Raw genomic sequence first — 19,918 nt, forward strand, 5'->3', positions numbered from 1 at the left:
TTGGCGTCATTAAGGAAAGGTTGAATGATGTTGAATATTATGGCTGTGTTTGGTAGCTATTTTAATTTAGTATTACTGGCAACTGTATCTACAAATGAAAGTGATTACGTGTTTAATCGTATGTCTGGAATTACAAGATATTTATACGAAAATTTACCGAGCTTCGAAATAGCTGGCTATGCAACATTCGTTCTTGTATTCCTTATGTCGGCAATTGTATACAAACTTGGCTTTGCAAAAAAACTTTCATTCGGCAGAAATATTATCATCTATACTTTCCTGTTTATAGGGTGTATAGTGTTAACATTTTTAGCTTTGTTTTTACCAATGATTGAAGGTTTGATTGTTGCAGCGTTAATTCTGATCATTTATAAATCACGTTTATGGCGTGAAAAACGAGAAGAAGCGAAACAACTAAGTTAATAGAGAGGGGGATGTGTTAATTTGGACACATTCCCTTCTTTTTTTAAGGCGGTTTAATTGAAAACGCTTTATTCGGAGCGTTATAATTCATAACTGGGGATAATAACTAAAATGGAGTAGAGGAAAATGAATCTTACTAAAAAGCAAGTCTTTATCATTGTTGGTTTAGCGCTAATTATTATATCTTGCGTTATTTTTATACCTGCAGTATTAACTGCGAAAAATGAAGATAATGCAGCAGCGGAACTAAGTGAAATTTATAGCGATCAATTTGTCGTTACAAAATCTACGGCACCTGCAATCGGTGATGATTTTGAAGTGACGGTCCAATCCGAAACAACAAAAACAGTGTATGATTTTGAAGTAAAAGACGGTAAGTATTTTGGCGAATATTATGGTGAAAACGTAAACATGCAAGTAAATGAACTGATTCAGCCAATCGTTGGAGAAGAGATATTAGTTATGTCGAATGTATTCCAGAAAGACTTGGAAGAAGAAACGGCACTTGAAGATGTGAAAGCGGAAAAAGCTACTGTGCACTTATTAGTGGACGAAGAAGTTTCAGAAGCAACAGCACAGCAAATTGCAGAGGCTGTAAAAGCACAATTTGGTGAAATTCCAGTGACTGTTGAAGCGTATGTTGTTGATGAAGAACGTGTTTTTGAAGGGGTAAAAACAGAAGTATTGAATTTCTTCCAGTTAAGCAAAATTGATGGGAAAAGTTTCGTTGACTTTAAATTCCACGAACAGTCTTTTGATTATTAATAATTTCCCTATAAAGAAACAGAAAAAAACCATTTTTCTCAATGAGAAAAATGGTTTTTTGGTTTTCCAAATCCTATTTTAAAACTCTTCATCAAATTTCGAGGATGTTCGGAAAAAGCGGAATTTTCCTGTTGATATTCGTTTATGTGTGTTATCGGAAATACGTTCCGAACATGTTGTGCACATAAACGTATGGATGGGACGATTGCGTAATTTTTTCGCTAAAGGTAAATCGTTTGGTAGTTCATGTAGTGTATCGCATATGACACATTTTACACGCATGACGAAATCCTCCTATTGAATACGAATCGCACGCACATTTTTTATTGGATTTTCAACATTTGAACCATCTGCAAATAACACATGTACTGGTCCATCTTCTAAAAGTGGCTTTCCATCTTGGCTGAATTTGAAAATGAAACTTTCAGCCTGCTCTAATGGAAATACAAATTCCTCGTCTGTTGTACATTCAAAAACAACTTCATTTGCTCCATCAGCAAGTTCGGCATTTTTTAAAAATGGTTTGATTGCCATTCCGAATGTGCCTGTCATCATGCCTTTACGGTCAAATTTACGTTCAGTTTTCAATGTAGGCGGAAATACTGCACCTTCCATAATTTCACGCGACCAGTGTGCACCCATATCACGTAAATATTTTTCGTTATTTTCTTCAACTTTTTCTGAAACAAAATATGTATTCAGATCTAGTTTACGATCATCAAAAATCCATACAGTAGGATCTAATGTTAGTTCAAATTTAACCGCGCCTTTAATTGGAATGATTGTTTCGGTCATTTGTAAGTCCCCCTTCACTAAGTTCCTTCATAATTATAACGCGATTCCTCATAGAAAGAAATATAATTGAATTGAATGCAAAACATACAAAGACACTTGCATTTTTGAATGTAAAAAGATACACTTTACTAAGATAGAATCGAAGAAATATCATAGATGGGGGCGTCCTCATGGATACGAAAGCACAAGCTTCCTTTCAGGAAAAAGCATTAGAGCTGTTAACTGCGGATGCAGATAAAATTGCTCGATTAATTCGCGTACAAATGGATAATCTGACAATGCCATCTTGTCCGTTATATGAAGAAGTTTTAGATACACAAATGTTTGGTTTATCGCGTGAAATTGAATTTGCCGCGAAACTCGGGCTGATCGAACGTGAACAAGGTAAGCGAATTCTCGATTCGTTAGAGAAAGAGCTTTCTTTATTACATGATGCGTATACAGACAAATAAAAGAAAACTCAAACGCTACATTGCGGTTTGAGTTTTTTTTTCAAAGATGAGGTTTATAACATGAAACAGTATTTTAAAAATTATTTCCGCAATTTTGATTATGGGTTATTGTTCGTTTACATTTTGTTGATGTTATTTGGACTAGTCATGATCTACAGTTCAAGTATTTGGGTTTCTATTATTCAATATGATGCAGATCCGAACTTTTATTACAGTCGCCAGCTCGTCAATATAATTTTAGCGTTAATTTTGTTTACAATCGCTGTAATTACACCCTATAAAAGATTATCCAATAAATCAATATTAGGTCTTTTGCTGGCAGTTATGTTTATACTAGAGTTATGGCTTTTAATAGCCGGCAATAGTGTTAATGGTTCAAGGAGTTGGATAAGCCTGTTCGGCCTTATGAATTTCCAGCCGTCTGAATTTGCCAAACTCTTTATTATTATTTTCTTTGCGGGAACTTTTTACCGTAAAAGTGTGAACCGGGGTTCGATGCAGCTGTTAACATTTGATGATGTGTCGTATCCGCTGGGCATGTGGCTATTTATCGTACTTGTTGTCGGTTTTGAAACTGATTTAGGTGCACTTGTTATTATTGTAGCCATAGCACTTGTTGTTGTTATTACGAGCGGACTTAGAGGTAAGACGCTCGGCAGAATTTTTGGACTGCTCTCGGCTCTAGGGGTTGTCGGAATGATCGGTATTTTAATCTTTAAATGGGACACGGTTTTTAACGCAAGCCGAAGAGGCCGTATTACTTCATTTATAGACCCTTTCAGTGATCCGCTTAATTCGGGTTATCATGTAGTCAACGGATATTATGCAATCGGAGCAGGGGGCTTGGAAGGTCGAGGGCTCGGACAGTCGATTCAAAAGCTGGGATATGTACCTGAACCGCAAACCGATTTCATTATGGCGATTATTGCTGAGGAGTTAGGGATTTTTGGTGTATCAATTGTTATTCTTGGTTTAGGCTTTATTGTGATGCGCGGTTATTATATCGCGATGTCAACAAAAGATCCGCTTGCACGAATGTTAGCGGCGGGCATTTCTACATGGATAGGATTACAGACTTTTATTAATTTAGGTGGATTATCGGGACTTATCCCGTTAACCGGAGTAACGTTACCTTTTATAAGCTATGGCGGTACTTCTATATTATTGCTCTCAGTGGCAATGGGGATACTTATTAATGTATCCACACATCACAAATTGGAAAAAAGAAAGTAATTGGGGGTTAAGGAGAAATGAAGTCGATTCAAAAGATTTTAGTCGCAAACCGAGGCGAAATCGCCATCCGTATTTTACGCGCCTGTAATGAGTTACATATTAAAACAGTGGCAATTTATTCTCGTGAAGATAGCGGATCTTATCACCGCTATAAAGCAGACGAGGCATATATCGTTGGCGTAGGCAAAAAACCGATTGATGCTTATTTGGATATTGAAGGCATCATTAAGATTGCAAAAGAGGCCAATGTGGATGCGATTCATCCTGGTTACGGTTTTTTATCTGAAAATGTTGATTTTGCGCGCCGTTGTGAAGAAGAAGGTATTCAATTTATTGGACCGACTTCTAAGCATCTAGATATGTTTGGCGATAAAGTTAAAGCGCGTGAACAGGCAGTTTCTGCGGAAATTCCGGTTATTCCAGGTACAGACGGTCCTGTAGCAAACTTGCAGGAAGTAGAACAGTTCAGTGAAACCTATGGCTTCCCGATCATGATTAAAGCGGCTCTTGGCGGTGGCGGACGTGGAATGCGTTTAGTTAATTCCAAAGAAGAACTGCAATCAGCATATGAGCGTGCAAAATCGGAAGCAAAAGCTGCATTCGGCTCGGACGAAGTATATGTAGAGAAGGCGATTATTAAACCGAAGCATATAGAAGTACAAATTATCGGGGATACACACGGCAATATTGTGCATCTATATGAACGTGACTGTTCAATTCAACGACGTCACCAAAAGGTAGTGGAAATTGCACCGTCAAATTCTATTTCTGAACAGCTCCGCAATGATATTTGTGATGCGGCCGTAAAATTGATGAAAAACGTCGGCTATATTAATGCAGGGACTGTAGAATTTTTAGTTGCAGACAATCAATTTTATTTCATTGAAGTAAATCCGCGTATTCAAGTTGAACACACGATTACTGAAATGATTACCGGACTTGATATTGTGCATGCGCAAATTAAAGTTGCAGAAGGGCTTGATCTTCATTCGAAAGAAGTAGGAATTCCGGCACAGGACAAAATTCCGCTGTTCGGTTACGCGATTCAGTCTCGAGTAACAACGGAAGATCCTGCAAATGACTTTATGCCGGATACAGGGAAACTGATGGTATACCGTTCAAGTGGCGGTTTTGGTGTTCGACTGGACGCAGGAAATGGCTTCCAGGGCGCTGTAGTAACACCATACTATGATTCCTTACTTGTAAAAATTTCGACATGGGGAATGACGTTTGAAGAAGCCGCGGCAAAAATGGACCGTAACTTACGTGAGTTCCGTATTCGAGGTGTGAAAACGAATATTCCGTTTTTAGGAAATGTTGTATTACATGAAAAATTTATAAAAGGTGAATTTGATACGAGCTTTATTGATACGACACCGGAATTGTTTGAATTCCCGGAACGTAAAGACCGTGGTACAAAACTATTAAACTATATCGGAAATGTGACATTAAATGGATTCCCAGGTGTTGAAAAACGTACAAAGCCGATTTTTGTACAACCAGATAAGCCAAAAGTAGATATTCTTATTCCTTCTCCAGAAGGCACTAAGCAAATTCTTGATGCGCGGGGTGCTGACGGACTTGTGAGATGGATTAAAGAACAAGAGGATGTTCTACTGACAGACACGACATTCCGTGATGCCCATCAATCATTGCTTGCAACGCGTGTACGTTCACAGGATATGCTAGAAATTGCAGACGAAACATCTCGTCTAATGCATGACTATTTTTCACTTGAAATGTGGGGTGGGGCAACGTTTGATGTTGCATACCGTTTCTTAAGCGAAAATCCATGGGACCGTTTGGAAAAACTTAGAAAGAAAATTCCGAATGTTCTGTTTCAAATGTTGTTACGCGGTGCGAATGCGGTAGGTTATACGAACTATCCGGATAATCTGATCCGTGAGTTCATTCAGGAATCCGCTTCTTCAGGTGTGGACGTTTTCCGAATTTTCGACTCGCTTAACTGGATTAAAGGAATGGAAGTAGCAATCGATGAAGTACGCAATAGCGGAAAAGTGGCGGAAGCGGCAATCTGTTACACGGGCGATATTTTAGATGACAGCCGAGCGAAATATACGGTTCAATACTACAAAGATATGGCACGTGAACTAGAGGCGACGGGCGCACATATTTTAGCAATCAAAGATATGGCGGGACTACTGAAACCACAAGCTGCATACCGACTTATTTCCGAGCTGAAAGATGCGACTAGTCTGCCAATCCACTTGCATACACATGATACGAGCGGAAACGGAATTTTCTTATATGCGAAAGCAATTGAAGCGGGTGTTGATATTATTGATACAGCACTAGGTTCAATGGCAGGTTTAACATCACAGCCAAGCGCAAACTCATTGTACTATGCAATGAAAGGTTCTGAGCGAAACGTGCGTGCAGATATCGATAGCCTGGAAAAATTGTCATACTACTGGGAAGATGTTCGCAAATATTATGTTGATTTCGAAAGTGGCATGAATGCACCACATTCTGAAATTTATGTACACGAAATGCCTGGCGGTCAATACAGTAACCTGCAGCAGCAAGCAAAAGCAGTCGGTTTAGGCGACCGTTGGGATGAAGTGAAGACAATGTATTCCCGTGTAAATCTAATGTTCGGTGATATTGTAAAAGTAACGCCGTCATCAAAGGTAGTAGGGGATATGGCATTATTCATGGTACAAAATGATCTAACGGAAGACAATATTGTTGAGCGTGGACAAACGATTGATTTCCCTGAATCCGTTATTGAATTTTTCCAAGGTTATTTAGGGCAGCCACATGGCGGATTCCCGGTGGAAATTCAGAAAGTTGTCTTGAAGGATCGTACGCCTATTACGGTTCGTCCAGGAGAATTATTGCCGCCGGTTGATTTTGATCAGCTGACAGTAGAATTGACTGAAAAGTATGGACGAGCACCATCTAAACAAGACGTACTGGCATATGCGCTTTACCCGAAAGTATTTGAGCAATATATTGATGCTGTGAATGCATTCGGCGATGTTTCTGTACTCGATACGCCTACATTCTTCTATGGATTGAAAATTGGCGAAGAAATTGAAGTAGAAATCGAAAAAGGAAAGACACTGATTGTAAAGCTAGTATCAATCGGTGAACCGCAGCATGACGGAACACGTATTATCTATTTTGAACTGAATGGCCAGTCCCGTGAACTGGTAATTCAAGACTTAACGGTTGAAGTAGACGGCAGCATTGCACTGAAAGCCGACCCGTCCAACCCGAACCAGATCGGCGCAACAATGCCGGGTACTGTTCTAAAAGTCGTTGTTAATAAAGGAAGCACAGTAAAACGTGGCGAGCACTTATTAATTACTGAAGCGATGAAAATGGAAACAACAGTCCAAGCGCCAAAAGACGGTATTGTAAAAGAAATCTATGCAAAAGCAGGAGACGCCATTTCAACTGGCGATCTGCTTATTGAATTAGAATAGGACAACTCTATCTGGCTTAAAGTGAAAAGCGCTGCAATTTTGAATTAAAATTTGCGGCGCTTTTTTTTATTTTTCCTTTATCCGCGTGAGCTTTACAGTGGCGCAACATCAATTTGTTATTAACGAAAAAAAAGGAAGAGTGCAAAGTGCAATCTCCCTTTTCTATTTAAAATATTTAACTTATTTCGACCTTGAAACTAGCATGATCAAATAACATAATAAACCAAATAGAAGTGTAATTAATAACGAGTGCATCAATGAAACGAATAAGTGAAGTTTTAACAGGACTACAAGCATGCCGGCAATGACTTGTAAAATTACAAGTGAAATAGCGATTGTCCAGCCCCAGAAAATAATCCGCTGACTCTTGTAGTTTCTGATAACATGGACAGCAATATAGGCAATCCAAATTACGAAGATTAACACTGCAAAACGGTGCCCCATCTGAACCCACTCATACATATTGTACGGCATCGTCATTGGCTGATCATTACGGCAGAACGGCCAGTCCGGACAGACAAGACTAGCATCGGTATGACGTACAAGAGCCCCAGTATAAACAACTATATATGAATATAAAGTAACGCAAATAGTATGTATTTTTAATTTCCTGCTCATGTACAATCGATCGGCATCAAATTTTTTGTCGACTTCAAATACAATCAAGGTAAGCAGCAGTACAGCCGCAAATGAGATTAATGAAATTCCGAAATGTAACGCTAAAATAAAGTCACCTTGTCCCCATAATACTTGGGCAGCTCCAATGAGTGCTTGAAGAGCTAGGAAGAACAGCGCCAAAAATCCTAAAAGCTTAACTTCACGAATATGACCTAGTGCTCGCCAGGTCCAAATAACAAGAATGAGGATAAAAATGGATACTGTCCCGGTTACAAGACGGTGAGAAAATTCAATTAATACTTCTGTTGTAATTTCTTTCGGTATTAATGAACCGTTGCAGTCCGGCCAGTTTCTTCCACAGCCCAAACCGCTATCCGTCTTTGTAACTAGTGCTCCACCTTGAAGGATGAGCAACATGCCGAGGGTAGACAAAACAGCAAACCATTTTAGAAATTTATAATATTTTTGATGCATAAAATGAGCTCACCTACTTTAATTTTCGCTTCGCTACAAAGAGCGTCTCTAATTTTAGATAATAGCGAAAATATCTGAAAAATACAACCATATTCAGGATTCCATTGTAAACGCAACCATTTTTTCACAAATTGTTCATAAATTCGTCTCCTTGCATTCACAAATATTGGCAAAAAATGCATTACTATATAGTTGTTGATAGAGATTTCTGCATGTTTCGTCAAGTTTGACGTGAAGTAGTTTGAAATTTCATGAAACGTCTAGAAATCCTATCCAAATTTAGATATAGTTATGGTAACGGAATATGCTTACAAATTTGAAAGGAGAAGTAAGTTATTGGACCCTTTTACCAAAAACCCGTCGAACTATAGAGATTTTTAGCACAATTATTCTTTAAGTTTTCTTGCACTTATAAAGATAGAAATCGGTACTTCACATTACTGAAGACTTAAAGAAGAATTGAAGTTTTCTAGATTTTTTGCTTATTTTTCTAGCAAAATAGTATAAACTAGAATTTAGCAGTAAAATGGGATGTAAGTAAAAATGTCTCAGTAATTGAAAAATCCAACTTATTGCGTAAGCGGATTTTTGTAACCGATAGCAGTGACTGCTGTCAGCATGTGAGGACTTATAATTTTCTGAGCCATTTTATTTAAGTGAAACTTTACTCAAATATATTAGAATTTTTCCGATCGATCTGTAATTTACTTCACTCGATTAGAAGAACAGGAGACTAATCAATATTTGAACATAAAGGGAAGCAGCAAGTAGTGGGCGGCTAAAAAATCGGGATTCTTTCCAGTACAGTATTGCACTGTACAAGAATTCACATAGACAGAACCGCAGTCATGGTTACACATGAAAATACAACAAAGAAAGAGGGGTTTATTAAGCTATGATGAAAGGGCTTAAAAAATGGCGTTTATTCTCGTTATTAACAGTAATGACAGTATTCCTTTCAGCATGTGGTGAAGAGTATATCTCGACGCTTCGTCCATCTGGTCAAGTCGGTAAAGAGCAATTAAACATCTTATATTTATCCATAGCTATTATGGCGTTAGTCGTTATTGTCGTATCGACAATTTATTTAGTTGCTTTCTTTAAATTCCGCCGTTCAAAAGTTGGCGAAGACCATATGCCGAAGCAAGTGGAAGGCAGCCATACTTTAGAGGTGATTTGGACAGTTATTCCAATTATTTTATTATTAGTCTTAGCTGTTCCAACGCTGCACTATACGTATAAATTTTCGAATGTTGCTGCAATGGACGAAGTAGACGAAAGCGGTAACAATACTGCACTTACAGTAAATGTAACAGCAAAGTTATACTGGTGGGAATTTGAATATCCAAACCAAGGTATCATCACAGCTCAGGAACTGGTAGTTCCAACGGGAGAAAAAGTGTACTTCAACTTAATTGCATCTGATGTAAAGCACTCATTCTGGATTCCCGCTATTGGCGGAAAGATGGATACTAACGTTGATGGTATTAACAAATTCTATTTACAGTTTGATAGAGAATCAGCGGGGTTAAACGATGGTGAAGGCGTGTTCTATGGTAAATGTGCGGAGTTATGTGGTCCTTCACATGCTTTAATGGACTTCAAAGTAAAAGCACTTGAACCGGAAGCGTTCGACGCATGGGTTACAGCAATGCAGGGTACTGAAGGTGCCACAGCGGATAAAGAGTCGTCTGATTTAGGTGAAGCGACATTTGCCAACTCTTGCTTAGGATGTCACGCAGTATCCGGCGTTGCAGGCAATGGATTAGGTCCTAACTTAACAACTTTCGGCGACCGTAACCGTGTTGCTGGTTTCTTGGAACATACAGTTGAAAATACGACTGAATGGATTATCGATCCTGAACCGTATAAACCAGGTAACACAATGACAGGTAAATACAATGTTAGTCGGGAAGAAGCACAGGCAATTGCTGACTATTTAATGACATTATCAGTTGAAAAGTAATTTATACATTAGAGAGAAATATTGAAGGAGGTTAAAGGTGTGAGCTCTGTTACACAGAAAAAGGGCTTTGGAGCACATGTATGGGACTATTTAACAACGGTCGATCACAAAAAGATCGCAATCATGTATTTAGCTGCCGGTACTCTGTTCTTCGCAATTGCGGGATTTGAAGCGTTACTGATGCGTATCCAATTAATGTTCCCTGAAAGTACATTCATTTCTGCAGGCCTATTTAACGAACTATTAACAATGCACGGCACAACGATGCTATTCTTAGCAGCAACACCAATAATATTTGCCTTTATGAATGCGGTCGTACCACTTCAAATTGGTGCGCGTGATGTTGCATTCCCGTTTTTAAACTCATTAGGATTTTGGCTGTTCTTTATTGGTGCAGTATTCCTTCACCTATCATTCTTTTTAGGTGGAGCACCTGATGCAGGTTGGACTTCTTATGCATCATTATCTTTATATTCACCGGGCCATGGTATTGACTTCTATATTCTTGGTCTGCAAATTTCGGGAGCGGGTACGTTAATTTCAGGTATTAACTTCATCGTAACAATTATTACGATGCGTGCACCTGGTATGACGTTCATGCGTATGCCTTTATTCACTTGGACGACTTTAGTGGCAAGTTCACTAATTTTATTCGCATTCCCTCCACTTACTGGTGGATTGTTCTTAATGTTAGTTGACCGTATGTTTGGGGCAAACTTCTTTGATCATACAATGGGTGGTAATACAATTATTTGGGAGCACTTATTCTGGATTTTCGGTCACCCTGAAGTATACATCTTAGTACTGCCGGCATTCGGTTTATTCTCGGAAATTATTCCGGTTTTCGCTCGTAAACGTTTATTCGGTTACTCATCAATGGTATTCGCTACAATTTTAATCGGTTTCTTAGGCTTCATGGTATGGGCCCACCACATGTTCACAGTTGGTTTAGGTGCTACTGCGAACGCAATTTTCGCTGTTGCTACAATGGCGATCGCTGTTCCGACAGGGATGAAAGTATTCAACTGGATTCTTACAATTTGGGGCGGTTCGATTAAAGTTACGGTGCCGATGCTTTATGCACTTGGATTTATCCCTTCATTCGTTGCAGGCGGGGTTACAGGGGTAATGCAGGCAACTGCACCACTTGACTATCAGCTGCATGATTCTTACTTTATCGTTGCTCACTTCCACTACGTAATTGTAGGTGGTATCGTAACAGGATTATTCGGTTCAGCGCATTTCTACTGGCCAATTATGTTTAACCGTGCATTAAATCCTAAACTGGGAATGATTACTTTCTGGATGTTCTTTATCGGATTCCACTTAACGTTCTTCATCCAGCATTTCTTAGGATTAATGGGTATGCCACGTCGTGTATTCACATACATGGAAGGTCAAGGTTGGGATTTATTCAACTTTATCTCGTCAATCGGTGCTATTATGATGGGAATCGGGGTAGTATTATTAGTAATCGATGCAATATTATCGATTAAATCTGAACCGGTTAACCGTCGTGATTACTGGGGCGATGGTCGTTCACTTGAGTGGGCGCTTGAAACACCGCTGCCATTCTATAACTTTAAACAAACACCACTTATTCGTGGTTATGATCCTTATTGGATTGAAAAAGAAGAAGGCAACAAAGAAGGTATGGTCTATGCTGAGCCATTAGGTGAAATTCATATGCCAAACAATTCAATACTGCCGTTCATTATGTCAATCGGAATGATGATTGCTGCATTTGGTGCTCTATACAGCCCTTGGGGAGATCAAGTTCAGGCTGGTACAGCTACAGGTACAACACCTGCCATCTCTTTAGCGCTGATGATTGGTGGTCTTGGGTTGACAATTGCATGTATGATTATTCGATCATTTAAAGACGATTTAGGATTCCATGTAACAGTTCCGGAAATTGAACAAGTGGAAGCGGATCTAGCTCACTACCGTGCAACAGGTAATAAAGGGGGTAACAAGTAATGGATCTTAATCAAAAATTTACTCCACAAACTTGGCCGAAACACCCTGAACAAGCTACTTTAGAAGGGAAAAACAAGTTAGTTGGACTTTGGATTTTCCTGGCATCGGATACAGTATTATTCGCGAGTGTATTTGCTACATATATCGCGCTTAAAGATAGCGGTCCGGCAGGGATGGAATTCTCGGCAAAGGAACTTTATGAATTACCGTTGGCGTTTGTGATGACAATGTTATTATTAACATCTTCATTAACTTCTGTATATGCTATGTACCATATGAGAAACTTTAACTATTCCGGTGTTCGTACTTGGATGGGGATTACAGTTTTATTAGGGTTAGGCTTCCTTGCACTGGAAATCTATGAATTCCAGCACTATATACACATCGGGTTTGGTTATACACAATCGGCATTCTCTTCTGCGTTCTTTACGCTCGTAGGGATGCACGGTTTGCACGTTATTATCGGTTTGGTTTGGATTACCGGATTAATCATCCGCAATAGTGGCCGTGGATTGAACTTATACAATGCACCGAAGTTCTTTGCAGCTTCACTGTACTGGCACTTCATCGACGTTGTATGGGTATTCATTTTCACGGTAGTCTATCTGATGGGAGTGGTTGGATAAAATGGGACACGAAACTCATGTAGAAGTACGTACTCAGGCACAATTCGAATATGACAGAGAACATGCCAAAGCGCATATGCGTAAACAAGTAGTAAACTTTGCGATCATGATTTTCCTGACTTTTATCGCATTTGCCGCTGTACTGGCTGACTTTGCTCCAACATTTATCATTCCGATTATTTTATTATTGGCTGGAGTACAAGTAGTACTGCAACTTTATGCTTTTATGCACTTGGAAGATCGCACAACACATATGGTTGGTGTAATTGAGTTCTTCATCTGGAGTGCAGCCTTCATCGCGTTCACGTTCTTCCTGGCGTTTACAACAATTATTTGGTGGGGTAATTAAGCGCATAACAATTGACGTCCTTAGCAAATGCTGGGGGCGTTTTTTGTTATTAACGAATGTTTGCAGAGTGAGTTATATAGCCACATATTTATCGGAACGACTACCGATGCATTCGGAAAGCGTCCGCCCGCAATGGAAATTAATGGTGTTAATTGGGTGGGAAGGTTGACTTAGCTTCATTTTAAATAATGTACGGTCTAACCTGTATGCAAAATACATGTTTGATTCAAGCAATTGTCATAGTTCTTTCATTGATGTTGGAGAAAATGCCATCTATAATAAAGTGAAAGTACAATTAGTGGGGGGGCTTCATTCCCCAATAAATTAGAAGGAACACAAACTAAGACCGTCACGTCCTGTGACAACGCTTGTGTGACCAACATCATGTTGGCCCGAACCGATCGGGCTTTTACAGGTAGTTGATCTCCTTGCCTCTCCTTTTCGCCCTGCTTAAGTAAAGAGACGGAAGTTTTGCCTCTGTCGCTTCGCTTTCAAGGCAGATAAATTACTACACGTTAATGCGGGATAAAATTAATGATGTTTAAAGGAGCATAATCATATGCCAATAAGTATATTCGGTTTTCAAGCATTATGGAGCCCATATTTATTCGGGTGTTTACTACTTGTAACGGCTTTCTATTTTTTACTGACTGTTACATGGCGAGAAAAGTTTAAATTGAGTGAACCGTTAAAGAAAAGCGAAGCAACTTATTTTGTACTAGGAATCATTTCTTTTTATATAATTAAAGGATCTCCAATTGATTTGCTTGGTCATATTATGTTTACGATGCATATGACGCAAATGGCATTTTTATTATTATTAGTGCCGATATTCTTTATAAAAGGAATTCCCTGGTGGGTTTGGAAAGTGATTGTGGAAGCACCGGTTATGCGAACGATTTTTAAAATCTTCACAAAACCGCTCGTTTCTATTATCGTCTTTATTGGCTTATTTTCGGTCTATCATTTACCATCTGTATTTGACACGATTAAATTAAACGAATTATACCACCTGGCTTATACAGCGATTTTATTTATTTCTGCTATTTTCATGTACTGGCCATTATTGAATAATGTGGATGGGCAGCATGAAATGAAGAATATGACTAAATTGGCGTATATTGCCTCAAATGCGGTGTTGATAACACCAGCCTGTGCGCTTATTATATTTGCTTCGAGCCCGATGTACGGTACATACAGTGATAGTGACATGTGGCTGAAGGCGATGGAATTATGTGTTCCTTCCTCTACATTATCAGGACTTACATTATCTGGTCCGGAATTGTTCTCTAGTATGGATTTATTAAGTGATCAGCAAGTCGGCGGCGTATTGATGAAAATTATTCAGGAAATTATATTTGGCGTTATTTTGTTTAAAATTTTCCGTAAGTGGTGGAATACAGAGCGTTCGAATCAGCAGGAAATTACGGATAATGCTTTGAAAGAGTTTCAAAATAGAACGCAGTACTAATAAAATGATAAACTGTTTACAATTGGAGCAATCAACATACTGGTGTTGTTCATATTGATAGATTAAGTAAGATTGGAGATTTGAAAATGAATTTACCTATATTACCCACAATAAGCACAGCGTTTATTGTAATTAGTGCAGTGCTCGTAGCAATTGGCTGGGTATTGATCGCAAAGAGGAATGTGGAAGCACATAGAAAAGTAATGATGGCAGCGGGTGTATCGGCACTGGCATTCTTTATCATTTATGTATCACGAACAGTGTTTATTGGTAATACGGCCTTCGGTGGACCGGATGAGCTGAAAATATATTATACGATCTTTTTAGTATTCCATATTACATTAGCGACTGTTGGGGCAGTATTTGGACTGACAAGCTTGATTTCAGGCTTTAAATCAAAGCTGAAATTACACCGCCGTATTGGTGCAATTACAAGTATTATCTGGTTCTTCGTAGCAATTACCGGTGTTATTGTATATTCACTGCTTTATGTTATTTATGAAGGCGGCGAAACAACGTCTGTCTTTAAAGCAATTTTAGGATTTTAAATTTTAAGGCTTCCTATATTTTGATATAGGGAGCTTTTTTGGCAAATAAAAAAAGCTGGGTTGGGTTGCCAGCTTTTAAAGGGATTAAATACCGTATGCTGATAGCTCTCTGCGAACATCTGCCAGTACTTTTTCGCATTCTTTTACAAGATGTCCTGGGAATACCTCATCTGTGTATTCAACACCATGTGGATAATAGTATTTTCCAATTGCAGGTTTGTTGATATTTAAAGTTGCATTATGTGCACCTACATCACCTGAGACTGCATTACAAAAAACACGTAAATAAAAACGACCTTCACGTACATCATAGCAGCGGTCAAATGTCATTCGGTCATAGTCCCATGCACCGTGGCACTCTAAACCGAATTTGCCCATTACTGTCGTTAAAACTTCTTGATCAACTTTAACATGTTCGAGTTGTGTGTTTTCAAAATACATTTCTTTATCCTCCCTTTGCCTATCGTACATAAGTTTACGGTCAATTCTAATAATAGAACAAAATGGTAATTGATGCAATGACAACATTGTGTCATAGCGTCCAAAATTGGTATAATTATACTACCTAAAATAACGGTGGAGGATTTTAATGAAAGTTTTATTTCGCATATTAATTATTGCAACTTGTATCGGGATTGTCGTTTATTTTTCAAATGAAGAATCCTCTCAGACAGAATTATTGGAAGGACCGCCTAGCATTTCGAAACCTTTAGTCGAACTGGAACCTTCCATGCCGACTGAACAGTATCTTCCGCGACCAGCTACAGGTATTTCTACATTAATAGGAAAAACATCGAAGGACGTATTGGAAACATACAGTACTCCAAAGCGAATCGATCCATCGGAATATGGGTATGAATGGTGGATTTACGATACAGACAATGGCCTGTTAATGGTCAGTATGAAGGAAGATCGAGTAAATCAGATTTATACAAATAACAGTGAATTTGATATAGCACCGTTTGTAATCGGAGAGCAATTGGACGATATTTATCGTACAACAGTATTAGGGCAGGAAATAACAGTTGAACTTGAGGAGAATATTTATATATTTGCAATGAATGAACAAGATTTACATGATCGTATTCTAGTAAAATATGATAATCTGTATGCGCAATTATACATAGATCACGAAACGAATCAATTATACAGTATCCGTTTTCTGGATGGGGAAACACTCGTATTACATAAGCCGTATGAAATGCAATTTATAGGGGAGCTCTTTGAAACAAGTACTCCTTCCAGCTATATGCAAATTGATATTAATTTGGCGAACCGGAGACAATTGACGGATTTGGCAAATTCCTTGCGTGTACAAAATGGATTGCCTACTTTACTCCCTTCTGATACGCTTGCTTCCTTGGCGGATTATAATAGTGAACATATGTTTTTAGAAATGATGGATTCTCAAGTGACAGATGAATATAAGATTGAAGACCAGTTAAATGAAGTGCAGCAGAGCTATGAGCAGCATGGTGTCAATGTGGCAACAAATTATAAAGATGCCATTGAGGTAATTCATGGCTGGATGAACTCGAAAGAACATCGTACATTACTTACGGATGAGGAATTTACGCATATCGGTTCAGGAGCTTTTATGAATTACTATACACAGTTGTATGTGAAACAGAAATAAAAAAATTAAAAATAAAACGCTGCGATATGTAGCGTTTTTTTTTTGTCTTCATAAAGTATGGTAAGGAGTGAAACCGTGCAAATTGGAGAATTGATTAAAGATTGGCCGTGCACTATGAAGGGCTCCATTAGAGTGGAAATAAAACGAGTGGAAGACGATGCGAATCTTATTTTACCTGGAGATGCTTTTATCGCCAGGAAGGGAAATAAGTCGAGTGGTATTTCGTATATTGATAGCGCTTTGGAGAAAGGCGCAGCAGCAATTGTAGTAGATGATGAAAATTACTTTAATGAAGCCGATTTACCTGTACCGATTATTTGGGTACCGAATTGTTTGAGTTTTATTGCCTATGCAAGTGCAAAAATTTATAATTTCCCCGCAGAAGCATTAACCGTGATTGCGGTAACAGGTACAAACGGCAAAACAACTGTTACGCATTTTATCGGACAAATTCTAAACCAGTTGGATAAGCGTACTATGGTAATCGGTACGAACGGTGTTTTTATAGACCAGGAAAAATGTTATCCGGAAATGGAAGCATTGACAACATTACAGGCGAAAAATATTCAATTTTTGTTTAAAGAAGCAATCCGTCTTGATGTACCTTACGTTGTTCTGGAAGCTTCGTCCATTGGTCTGGAAAAGCACCGTCTGGATCATTGTGATATTGATATCGGTATTTTCTTGAATGTGACAGAAGATCACATTGAAGACCATGGTAGTTTTGAACGCTACAAACTATCCAAACAGATTTTATCGACCTTGGCGAAAAAAAATATTATAAACAGTGATGACAGTGTTTGTCGTTCCATTGGTTTAGCGACAAAAGGCAAGCGTATTTTTTTCGGCAAGGGGAGCCATGTCGACTACTTTTTCCAAACGCTAGTTGACGGACCAGCATCAACAACTTGTTGTATTCAACATAAGAAAGAGAAGCATATAGTGCACATCCCGTTAGTGGGAGACTATCAATGCAGCAACGTACTTGCAGCGATAAGCTGTGTTGCGCAGCTTGATTTTCCGTTAAGTGATGTATGCAATACAATCGGAAATCTAGTTTTGCCTGAAGGTCGGTTTGAGCACGTGAAAAATCAGTTAGGCTTATCGATCGTCGTCGATTATGCCCATACACCGGATGCGATGAAAATGATTTTGCAAACACTAAAAAAACATACAAAGCATCGGTTAATTGTAATGTTTAGTTGCGGTGGTAACCGAGACAAGGCAAAACGGCCAAAAATGGGAATGATCGCATCGATTTATGCGGATTATATTATTTTAACGACAGATAATGCACGAAATGAAAATCCCCAGCAGATCAATAAGCAGATTCGTGAAGGTTTTTCTTCTTCACAGGAGTATATTGAGTGCCTCAACCGAAAAGAAGCGATCGAGCATGCACTTAATTATGCGGAAGAAGGCGATACAATCGTTCTGCTAGGAAAAGGTCATGAGAAAACACAGCAAATTGGAGAAAAGCAAAAATACTTTTCCGATTTAGTATTTGTTCGTGAAATGGTAAGACAATTGGAAAAACGCCGGTTGAACAATCATTGATTTTCCCTTCAATTCTGTTATGATAAAGTGAGATTGGAGGAATAAACAATGCTCATGACTTCTGATTGGGTTTTTATTTTAGATGAGGTCGATGAATTAAATGCGATGATCCTTTCCTCTGAGCAAGCCGAAAACCTTCGACTTGCGAAAAAGGCAGTATACGAGGATGCGGAATTAAGCGCACAAATTATGGCCTTTCAACGATTAAAAGACCAATATGAGGATGTACAACGCTTTGGCAAATATCATCCTGATTACAATATAATTATGAAAAAAATTCGAACAGAAAAGCGTCTGATCGATATGAATGAACAAATTGCGGCACTTAAAGTGGCGGAAAATGATTTTCAGGATTTACTTGATGAAATCAGCCTGCTCATTGGTCATTCCGTTTCGGAAGCTGTAAAAGTTCCGGTAAGCAATCCGTTCTTTGCGAGCAGCTCTTCTTGTGGCAGCGGTTGCGGTACTGGCGGCGGTTGTTCGTGTTCAGCTTAATGTAATAAAAAAGCTCCCGAAAATTTCGGGAGCTTTTATTTGTTATTGCGATACTTTTTGGATGAGTACTTCTGCGATATCCGGGCGGTTTGTCACGATTCCCATTGCCCCTTGCCGGATGACACGGTTCATTGTTACGAGATCATCAATGTCGCTGTAAATCGTCGGTACATTAAGTTCAGATAAAAACTTAACAAATCGCGGTGAATCGTAATTGAAAACACCTTGTTTTAATGGAACGATGAACAAGTCCACTTTTGGGTGATACAAATGACCGAATTGACTTGTAAATGAAGTCATCGCCTTTTTAATGTCGCCTTCACCGGCACCGAGAGCGATGCGGTTTTGCGCATATAAGTTGAAGCGGTCGATCTGTTCGCTATACGGACTTGTAACAATTACTTGGTATTGAATATTTAATTCTTCGATTAAACGCCATAGTTTAGAAGGCATTAAACTACCTTCATATGTGTCTGGGCTATCTTGAATGTTTACGATAAATAGTTTATCCGGATAAGTTTCGATTAATTGGCGTAATGTCACGGCCAGTATATGCTGTTCTCTGTATGGGAAAGCACCTTCTAAATCTTCAAAGTTATAGCCGATATTCAGTTCTTTTAACTGTTCAAATGTAAAGTCTTTAATAAAGCCAGAGCCATTTGTTGTGCGGTCTACCGTTGCATCATGAAAAGCGATAATTTCTTCATCTTTTGAAAGGCGGACACTTACTGTAAAGCCATCCACACCGATTTCCGCTGCTTGTTCAAAAGCAAGTAACGAATGTTCAGGTGCCAGACCCGCGCCTCCATGTTGTGCGATAATAATTGGACGTTCAAATTGTAATGCTTCTTTTGATTCACGTTTTTGCGGCTTTGAAATCGCTTTTGTTCCTGCCCATGCCGCCGCACTAGCCGCCGCGATTGCTAAAGCTACTTTTGTTTTCTTACCCATTAAATTCGTCCTCCTCTAACCGTACATTGTTTCGCTGAAAGCTATGTGCAATAAATGAGTTTAAAAAGCTTAAAATAGTATGAAGTGTATATCTCACTCTACTATTCTCCATTATAACGGAAAAGAA

The 19,918-nt window shown here is 38.8% G+C and carries 19 protein-coding genes; 14 read left to right on the top strand and 5 right to left on the bottom strand.

Annotated elements, in window-relative coordinates:
- The first annotated feature begins 24 nt into the window (after positions 1 to 24).
- A complete protein-coding gene (locus tag ABS917_RS00275; protein WP_350477155.1) occupies positions 25 to 423 on the top strand; it encodes a YlaH-like family protein in 399 nt (132 codons plus the stop codon).
- Positions 424 to 549: 126 nt separating this feature from the next.
- A complete protein-coding gene (locus ABS917_RS00280; protein ID WP_350477156.1) occupies positions 550 to 1,188 on the top strand; it encodes a fucose permease in 639 nt (212 codons plus the stop codon).
- A gap of 78 nt (positions 1,189 to 1,266) precedes the next feature.
- Here the strand turns inward: ABS917_RS00280 and ABS917_RS00285 are convergent, their stop codons facing one another.
- Both ABS917_RS00285 and ABS917_RS00290 read right to left on the bottom strand, forming a co-directional pair.
- Positions 1,267 to 1,470, bottom strand: a complete 204-nt coding sequence (locus tag ABS917_RS00285; RefSeq protein ID WP_350477157.1) for a YlaI family protein — start codon at positions 1,468 to 1,470, stop codon at positions 1,267 to 1,269.
- A gap of 12 nt (positions 1,471 to 1,482) precedes the next feature.
- The gene (locus tag ABS917_RS00290) at positions 1,483 to 1,983 is read right to left on the bottom strand and encodes a peptidyl-prolyl cis-trans isomerase (protein ID WP_350477158.1); all 501 of its coding nucleotides are present in this window, start codon (positions 1,981 to 1,983) and stop codon (positions 1,483 to 1,485) included.
- A gap of 170 nt (positions 1,984 to 2,153) precedes the next feature.
- On the opposite strand from ABS917_RS00290, the gene ABS917_RS00295 reads away from it, so the two are divergent.
- The 3 genes from ABS917_RS00295 to pyc are packed head-to-tail and all read left to right on the top strand — an operon-like array spanning position 2,154 to position 7,120.
- Complete coding sequence (locus tag ABS917_RS00295; protein WP_350477159.1) at positions 2,154 to 2,435, top strand: Fpa/YlaN family protein; 282 nt, start codon at positions 2,154 to 2,156, stop codon at positions 2,433 to 2,435.
- A gap of 60 nt (positions 2,436 to 2,495) precedes the next feature.
- Positions 2,496 to 3,668, top strand: coding sequence for an FtsW/RodA/SpoVE family cell cycle protein (locus tag ABS917_RS00300; protein ID WP_350477160.1), 1,173 nt, complete (start codon positions 2,496 to 2,498; stop codon positions 3,666 to 3,668).
- Between the two features lie 17 nt (positions 3,669 to 3,685).
- Positions 3,686 to 7,120 (top strand): pyruvate carboxylase, encoded by a 3,435-nt coding sequence (gene pyc / locus ABS917_RS00305; protein WP_350477161.1) that lies wholly within the window; start codon positions 3,686 to 3,688, stop codon positions 7,118 to 7,120.
- 180 nt (positions 7,121 to 7,300) lie between these two features.
- Here the strand turns inward: pyc and ABS917_RS00310 are convergent, their stop codons facing one another.
- Positions 7,301 to 8,212 (bottom strand): COX15/CtaA family protein, encoded by a 912-nt coding sequence (locus ABS917_RS00310; RefSeq protein WP_350477162.1) that lies wholly within the window; start codon positions 8,210 to 8,212, stop codon positions 7,301 to 7,303.
- 895 nt (positions 8,213 to 9,107) lie between these two features.
- Between ABS917_RS00310 and coxB the strand changes: the two genes are divergently transcribed.
- From coxB to ABS917_RS00340, 6 genes are all read left to right on the top strand, one after another.
- Positions 9,108 to 10,178 carry a cytochrome c oxidase subunit II gene (gene coxB / locus ABS917_RS00315; RefSeq protein WP_350477163.1) on the top strand — a complete coding sequence of 357 codons (1,071 nt, stop codon included), beginning with the start codon at positions 9,108 to 9,110 and terminating at the stop codon, positions 10,176 to 10,178.
- 39 nt (positions 10,179 to 10,217) lie between these two features.
- Entirely contained in the window at positions 10,218 to 12,158 is a 1,941-nt protein-coding gene (locus tag ABS917_RS00320; protein ID WP_350477164.1) for a cytochrome c oxidase subunit I, read from the top strand.
- Positions 12,158 to 12,784 carry a cytochrome (ubi)quinol oxidase subunit III gene (locus ABS917_RS00325; RefSeq protein WP_350477165.1) on the top strand — a complete coding sequence of 209 codons (627 nt, stop codon included), beginning with the start codon at positions 12,158 to 12,160 and terminating at the stop codon, positions 12,782 to 12,784. The genes ABS917_RS00320 and ABS917_RS00325 overlap by 1 nt, the downstream gene beginning before the upstream one ends.
- A gap of 1 nt (position 12,785) precedes the next feature.
- The gene (locus ABS917_RS00330) at positions 12,786 to 13,133 is read left to right on the top strand and encodes a cytochrome C oxidase subunit IV family protein (protein WP_251689544.1); all 348 of its coding nucleotides are present in this window, start codon (positions 12,786 to 12,788) and stop codon (positions 13,131 to 13,133) included.
- 559 nt (positions 13,134 to 13,692) lie between these two features.
- Positions 13,693 to 14,604: a cytochrome c oxidase assembly factor CtaG gene (gene ctaG / locus ABS917_RS00335; protein ID WP_350477166.1), complete on the top strand. Its 912-nt coding sequence runs from the start codon at positions 13,693 to 13,695 to the stop codon at positions 14,602 to 14,604.
- 86 nt (positions 14,605 to 14,690) lie between these two features.
- Positions 14,691 to 15,152, top strand: coding sequence for a DUF420 domain-containing protein (locus ABS917_RS00340; protein ID WP_350477167.1), 462 nt, complete (start codon positions 14,691 to 14,693; stop codon positions 15,150 to 15,152).
- 84 nt (positions 15,153 to 15,236) lie between these two features.
- On the opposite strand, the gene ABS917_RS00345 is transcribed toward ABS917_RS00340, so the two are convergent.
- Complete coding sequence (locus tag ABS917_RS00345; protein WP_008403436.1) at positions 15,237 to 15,593, bottom strand: YugN family protein; 357 nt, start codon at positions 15,591 to 15,593, stop codon at positions 15,237 to 15,239.
- Between the two features lie 148 nt (positions 15,594 to 15,741).
- Between ABS917_RS00345 and ABS917_RS00350 the strand changes: the two genes are divergently transcribed.
- The 3 genes from ABS917_RS00350 to ABS917_RS00360 are packed head-to-tail and all read left to right on the top strand — an operon-like array spanning position 15,742 to position 18,840.
- A complete protein-coding gene (locus ABS917_RS00350) occupies positions 15,742 to 16,788 on the top strand; it encodes a CAP domain-containing protein (protein ID WP_350477168.1) in 1,047 nt (348 codons plus the stop codon).
- A 57-nt stretch (positions 16,789 to 16,845) separates the two neighbouring features.
- Positions 16,846 to 18,345: a UDP-N-acetylmuramoyl-L-alanyl-D-glutamate--2,6-diaminopimelate ligase gene (locus ABS917_RS00355; RefSeq protein WP_350477169.1), complete on the top strand. Its 1,500-nt coding sequence runs from the start codon at positions 16,846 to 16,848 to the stop codon at positions 18,343 to 18,345.
- A 48-nt stretch (positions 18,346 to 18,393) separates the two neighbouring features.
- Positions 18,394 to 18,840, top strand: a complete 447-nt coding sequence (locus ABS917_RS00360) for a YlbF/YmcA family competence regulator (RefSeq protein ID WP_008403432.1) — start codon at positions 18,394 to 18,396, stop codon at positions 18,838 to 18,840.
- Positions 18,841 to 18,882: 42 nt separating this feature from the next.
- Here the strand turns inward: ABS917_RS00360 and ABS917_RS00365 are convergent, their stop codons facing one another.
- Positions 18,883 to 19,791: a glycerophosphodiester phosphodiesterase family protein gene (locus tag ABS917_RS00365; RefSeq protein ID WP_350477170.1), complete on the bottom strand. Its 909-nt coding sequence runs from the start codon at positions 19,789 to 19,791 to the stop codon at positions 18,883 to 18,885.
- Positions 19,792 to 19,918: the final 127 nt, after the last annotated feature.

This window comes from Solibacillus sp. (assembly GCF_040273735.1).
GTDB lineage: Bacteria > Bacillota > Bacilli > Bacillales_A > Planococcaceae > Solibacillus.